This is a genomic window from Oleiphilus sp. HI0080 (genome assembly GCF_001635135.1).
On record NZ_LWFU01000517.1, the window covers coordinates 1 to 6,642 of the forward strand.

Here is a 6,642-nt window from a genome sequence, read left to right on the forward strand (position 1 = left end):
TTCCTCCGTAGAGCGTATGCGGTATTAATCCGGTTTTCACCGGGCTATCCCCCACTACTGGGCAGGTTCCTACGCGTTACTCACCCGTCCGCCGCTCGTCAGCATCTAGCAAGCTAGATCTGTTACCGCTCGACTTGCATGTGTTAAGCCTGCCGCCAGCGTTCAATCTGAGCCATGATCAAACTCTTCAGTTTAATCTCTCAAGTGATTCCAAAAGGAATCTAAATTTTGCTCAAGTAAAACTACTGTATAAAACAATTACTGTTTACAATAAATGAATTCACAGAACGTTGACTTGATAATCTCTTAATAGCTAGAAACTCCTAAGAACTTCAAAGCTTTAACGTGACATCATCTCAGTCAGCGCCCACACGAATTGCTTGGTTAATTTTTAAAGATCGGTGCTTGATGAACTGCTTCGTTCCCTCAAGCGAGGCGCGTATTCTACAGAGCCTCACATTCTTGTCAACGACTTTTTTGAAGTTTCTGATTTATTTTTTGAAGCCAACAAATCAGCGAAAAGTTATCAACAAAACCAGGTACTTATATAGCCTATATTTCCGCTAACCCGGCTCGTCTTCGCTTTTCGTTCAACCCTTGCGGGCTGTCTCTCAAAGCGAGCGCGCATTATAAATATCCTGACCTTGCGGTCAACACCTTTTTTATAAAAAATCGAGTTTCAACGCGCAACGACTACTTAATAACCACCCGAGCAATTTTCTTCTTGCCTGCCTGCACCACAAAGCGCCCACTGACCCGAAGCTTTAGTGTCGCCTCAACCGGCTTGCCGTCAACATAGACTGCACCGCGCCCAAGCACATCTTTAGCAGCTGCACCATTCTTCACCAAACCCGCCAAGCGCAACACTGCAGATATAGGCAGCTCCTCCTGCGAATCCGCATCAACCACAACCTCCTCAAGATTCTCCGGAATCTCACCAAGAGCAACCTGATTGCCCACTCCTTTGTGCGCACTGGCAGCAGCTTCAGCCCCATGAAAGCGTTCTATGATTTCACGAGCAAATATATCTTTGACCTCTTGAGGGTTACGCCCAGCATCGACAGACGCCTTTAACTCAGAAACCTCAGTCATATCCTTAAAACTTAGCAGCTCAAAATATCGCCAAATCAATGCGTCAGGCATCGACAATAACTTTGTGTACATCTGCCCAGGCGCATCATTTACCCCAACATAGTTGTGCAAAGACTTAGACATCTTCTGCACACCATCCAATCCCTCTAGAAGCGGCATCGTTACAATATTCTGAGGGGGCTGTCCGGCGCTTTTCTGCAAAGTACGCCCCATAAGAAGATTAAACTTCTGATCAGTCCCCCCCAATTCCACATCTGCACACATCGCTACGGAGTCATAACCTTGAACGAGAGGATATAAAAACTCATGGATAGCAATTGACTGCTCCCCCTTAAAACGCTTACTGAAGTCATCACGTTCCAACATCCGCGCAACAGTATATTGCCCAGCCAAGCGAATCATATCGCCCGCACTCATTTTGCTCATCCATTCCGAGTTAAACATCACTGTGGTTTTCTCAGGATCTAGAATCTTAAACACCTGCTCTTTATAAGTCTGAGCATTCTCCATTACTTGCTCAGCCGTTAATGGCGGACGCGTTGCACTTTTTCCTGTTGGATCTCCGATCATTCCGGTAAAGTCACCGATCAAGAACAAGACATCGTGCCCCAAATCCTGAAACTGCTTCAGCTTATTAATGAGAACGGTATGACCAAGATGCAAATCAGGAGCCGTTGGATCAAACCCCGCCTTTACACGAAGCCTTTTCCCAGCCTTTAATTTTTCGACCAATTCCTCTTCGACGATCAACTCATCCGCACCACGCTTAATTAGCGCAAGTTGCTCTTCTACACTTACCATCAACTCTTCTCCAAGCCCTCTTTAACGCTTACAATGCGCCTCTCGGGCTTATAAAACGCTCTCAATCATAAAAAGTGCGGCATTATACCAATTTTAATCGTGATGTAAGCCTCCTTTCAGCACTTCCTCTTTGCGGAGTGCGCGAAGAGCTCTATACTTAGAAATATTGTTATAACACTCCGTTTAGTTACTGAATTAAGGCAAAATTTTGGTTCACGCATTTCCTAAAACCCACATGCTTGCTGCCGGCACTGTTGGCGCTCTCCTGACATTGGTTCTGCTTATCAGCCCGAGCAGCAAAGTAAACGCCAACAAGAGCACGACGGTGCAGCTTGAAATTAGCGACGTGCCGAGCTCATCGATTGCTGCTCTACACGATGAAGTAAAGCCGCCAGCTGAGCCAACAAAGCCAGTTGAGAATTGGCACAGCTTTACCGTCAAAGAAGGCGACACTCTATCTAAACTCTTTTCACAAGCCGGTTACAACGACACCACGATGTATGCGGTCCTTGGCGCAGGAAATAAGAATAAAGAGCTGACACGAATCTACCCTGGCGAGACGATCGCCTTTCTCAGCGATGAAAGCGAGAAACTCATTAGAATTAGGTTAGATCGCTCACCAATCGAAAGCGTTTACCTGAACCGTCAAGATGACAGCAGTTTTAGTACTGAGATCGCAACCAAGGAGCCTGAAGTAGAGCTCGAATATGTTGAGGGCGTCATCGACTCGTCTTTATTTCTTGCAGGTCAAAAAGCGGGCATGTCTCAAGCCCAGATAATGGGCCTCGCAAACATTTTTGGATGGGATGTTGATTTTGCTTTAGACATCCGTAAAGGAGACGCTTTTAGCCTTATATACGAAAAGCTTTATGTGGACGGCAAAAAGTACAAAAACGGCAAAATCCTCGCGGCGAATTTTAGCAATCAAGGACGCAACCTTGAAGCGGTTCTGTTTACAGACTCGAGCGGCGTTTCAAACTATTACACCCCATCTGGTGAAAGCATGCGCAAAGCGTTTCTTCGCACCCCTGTAGACTTTGCACGTATTTCTTCGCATTTCAATCTTAAGCGAAAGCATCCGGTCCTACACAAGATCCGCGCCCACAAAGGCACTGACTATGCGGCATCACGAGGCACACCAATTAAAGCAACAGGTGATGGAAAAGTCGTATTTGCGGGCCGCAAAGGTGGTTATGGCAATGCAGTGATATTGCAGCACGGCCAGAAAATCACGACGCTATACGCTCACATGACTAAATTTGCGCGAAACGTAAAAACAGGAAAACGCGTTAAGCAAGGGCAAGTTATCGGCTATGTTGGTAGCACAGGACTCGCCTCTGGCCCTCACCTGCATTACGAATTTCGCGTTAACGGCGTACACAAAAACCCTGTCCGGGTAAAACTACCTCATGCGAAACCAGTACCAAGCGAGGAGTTAACGCAGTTTGCTCTGCAGACCAAACCTCTTTTAGCGCAACTGCAAACACTGCGTGAGGATTATCAACTCGCGTTTAACGCACAATAGCGACCAGGCATGCCCCGAGAGTACTATATTGGCTGCATCTCGGGCACAAGCCTTGATGGTTTAGACCTCGCACTTGTGTCCTTCGAAGAAGATTTCTGCGAGGTCGCTGCTTCATTCTGCGAAAAAATCCCAGACAAACTGCAAGCGGATTTATCATCTCTTTGCTCGCCTGGCCCTAGCGAAATTGAACGGCTTGGACGAGCCCACACCGCGTTTGGCCGATTCATCGGACACGCTATAAACAAATTCATTGAAGCACATCACTTTGTCGTTCGCTCTGAGATCAAAGCGATCGGGAGCCACGGACAAACCATCCGGCACCGACCGGACTTAGACCATCCTTTCTCAATTCAAATTGGCTCTGCTGCTGCGGTAAGTGAAATCACTGGGATTACAACGGTTGCTGATTTTCGAATGGCCGACTTAATGTCAGGCGGGCAAGGCGCGCCATTAGTGCCTGCCTTTCACAAGCAAGTCTTTTCGAGCGAAAAATCAAAGCGCTTGATCATAAACTTGGGCGGCATCAGCAACATTAGTGTACTCCCTCAAGAAGAAGCATCAGCATCCGTTTATGGCTATGACATCGGCCCGGCAAATGCATTAATGGACCGCTGGACAGAAAAACACCTTGGAACACCATACGACAAAGATGGTCGATGGGCCCAAACCGGAGAGATTATCGAGCCGTTACTCTCGAAACTGCTCAGCGATGAATATTTTTCTCGGGCGACACCCAAAAGCACTGGCCGGGAATACTTCAACATGACCTGGCTTGAAAAGAATTCGATTGAGAATGCTTCACCCAAAGATATTCAACGGACTTTGCTAGAGCTAACAGCGACAACCGTCGCTGACGCCATTAAACAAGAAAGCACGAAAGAGCCTGTCGAGATCTATGTTTGCGGAGGAGGCTCTCATAACGCATTCTTGGTTGAGAGGATAAAAGCTCTATCAAAGGCCACTTTATTAAACAAAACGGATACGCTAGGACTTCCGGCGGATGACGTCGAGGCTGCTGCATTCGCTTGGCTTGCTAGAGAAACTCTCGAAAGACGGCCTGGAAATCTTCCGTCTGTGACGGGGGCCAAAAAGGCCAAGATACTTGGCGCAATACACTACGCATAGCCCCCTAAGCCAATGTCCGAGATCCGCCAGAACATCATGTCGAAATAACGCCTTTCTTTAGCAACTCGGTGACTTTACTTGCCTTGAGCCCCATCATCGCCATCGTGGTCATAACACCACCCATGAGCGCTCCACCAACTCCAGCAGTCACCACGTCCGAGCCAGTCAAATAGAAGTTTTTGATTTCTGTTTTCGGGTGAATCCAGTTTTGCCGAAAACGATCAACATCGTGTTCAATTCCGTATATTTCACCGCCCTCATTCCACTGGAACCATTGCGTCGAAAGAGGCGTAGAAAGCTCAACATAATCAAGCGCGTCTTTTAATTGAGGCATTTGCTTATATAGGGTCGCCATTAGACGATCAGTCAATTCCTGCTTCAAATCATCGTACTCTTCACCTCGTTTGCCCCACGTTGTTCCTTGCCATTGCTCAAACCACTCAGGCTTGCATACTGTGACGATCTCAACAGTAGACTTATTGGGATAACGCTCATCCCAGTTAGGATCTTTTGCAGAAGGAAAAGAGATATAGATAAGCGGAAAATCATAATCTTTACTCTCATGAAAGGCCTCGACTGAAGCGTCATGATCGTAGGTTGGATAGATCCAGAAGTTCTTCTTCGGAATTCCTAGCTCCTCTGCATTCCCTTTAAACCCAGCATAAATGCAAAGATGCGCAGAGGATGTCTGAACCTTATTTACCAGCTTGTCGTAGCCATTAGCCTTGACGACTTCTTCAGACAAAAGCTTGTTGATCGTCGGTACTAGCCCCGCGCAGCTGACGACTGCATCTGCTGTAATTTCTTCACCTTTAACGAGCCGGACACCATAAGCCTTGTTATTTCTAACCAGCACCTCATCGACTCCGGCATAGGTAAACACTTCTCCACCAGCCGCTTGAATCAAGGGGATAATGGTTTCAGCGATCTTTGCTGCACCTCCCACAGGGTATGCACCACCATTAAGATAATGTTTCGCAACCATGGCATGCATGATAAATGCAGATTTCTTTGGAGGCAGCCCATAGTCGCCCCACTGCGCTGTTAACACGGCAATAAGCTCTTGGTTATCCGTTAGCTCAAAGAGCACCTCATACGTGGTTTTGAACAAATAGTCTGGCAGCAGTTTCTCTTTAAAACGGTTGTATAGTGAGCCGGCCACTTTGGGTAGCGCTTGGCCGGCGAAAAACTTAGGAACAAGAGAGCTGGTTTTGTATAGAAGCTCGACGTATTTTTCAATCGCGGCTGCTTCGTCCGGAAAACGAAAAGCCATCTGTTCAATGAAGTTTTCTTTTCCAGCAACAAAGTCGTAGTAATCTTCACCTATCACGATTTGATCATAAAGAGGATCCATCTCCGCCCATTCAAGCTTTCCGTCAGTAATAACATCAAATACGCGGCGCAATGTACTGTGCGGTCGGTGCACCTCGCCAATATAATGAACACCCACATCCCACTCATAACCTTCGCGCTCGTATGCATGCGTGTAACCACCCGCCGTATAGTGCTGCTCCAGCACACATACCTTTTTACCTAACTTAGAAAGCAATGCAGCGTTTGCCAGCCCACCGATACCGGAGCCGATGACAATCACATCATAATGATCTGAAGCCTTTTTCTTTCGAAAACGTGTACCAGTGCGAACCATAATCAAAGCAGCCTTTTTAGATAATTTTTTATGTTTTTTTGCATAGTATTCAGTTCTAAAATATTATGCAACAAATTGCATATAAAAAGAGTAAAGAGTTTGTCCCTAAAGCACGCCATCCTAGTCATGCTCGAACAAGAGCCCAGCTCTGGTTACGATCTACTAAAACACTTTCGTGAGAGCCTCGGTTACTTTTGGAATGCCAAGCACCAGCAGATCTATCATCAGCTGAAAGTACTTAATCAGGACGGCCTGATAAATTGCGAGAACGCGACTCAAAAAGGAAAACCGGACAAAAAAGTATATGAAATTAGTCATAAAGGGCGTACGGAGCTACAAACATGGCTTGCAGAACCCGTCTCTGCCTCAAAAACAAATGATGCTCTTTTGGTCAAGCTTTATGGCACAGCAGCGGGAGACGAGAAAAGTATTTTTGAAGAACTGCAGAGGC

The 6,642-nt window shown here is 46.6% G+C and carries 5 protein-coding genes and 1 rRNA gene; 3 read left to right on the forward strand and 3 right to left on the reverse strand.

Annotated elements, in window-relative coordinates; translation table 11 throughout:
- Positions 1-194: ribosomal RNA gene (locus A3751_RS10900) — 16S ribosomal RNA — on the reverse strand; the annotation flags it as partial.
- 499 nt (positions 195-693) lie between these two features.
- Positions 694-1,893 (reverse strand): tyrosine--tRNA ligase, encoded by a 1,200-nt coding sequence (gene tyrS / locus A3751_RS10905; RefSeq protein WP_068455685.1) that lies wholly within the window; start codon positions 1,891-1,893, stop codon positions 694-696.
- A 208-nt stretch (positions 1,894-2,101) separates the two neighbouring features.
- Between tyrS and A3751_RS10910 the strand changes: the two genes are divergently transcribed.
- On the forward strand, positions 2,102-3,418 hold the full coding sequence (locus tag A3751_RS10910) for an OapA family protein (RefSeq protein WP_156498466.1): 1,317 nt from the start codon (positions 2,102-2,104) through the stop codon (positions 3,416-3,418).
- A 9-nt stretch (positions 3,419-3,427) separates the two neighbouring features.
- Positions 3,428-4,543, forward strand: a complete 1,116-nt coding sequence (locus A3751_RS10915; protein WP_068455691.1) for an anhydro-N-acetylmuramic acid kinase — start codon at positions 3,428-3,430, stop codon at positions 4,541-4,543.
- Positions 4,544-4,577: 34 nt separating this feature from the next.
- On the opposite strand, the gene A3751_RS10920 is transcribed toward A3751_RS10915, so the two are convergent.
- Positions 4,578-6,191: an NAD(P)/FAD-dependent oxidoreductase gene (locus A3751_RS10920; RefSeq protein WP_068455694.1), complete on the reverse strand. Its 1,614-nt coding sequence runs from the start codon at positions 6,189-6,191 to the stop codon at positions 4,578-4,580.
- A gap of 99 nt (positions 6,192-6,290) precedes the next feature.
- Between A3751_RS10920 and A3751_RS10925 the strand changes: the two genes are divergently transcribed.
- Positions 6,291-6,642 (forward strand): PadR family transcriptional regulator (locus tag A3751_RS10925; protein WP_197466282.1); only part of this gene is annotated, 352 nt, incomplete at its 3' end.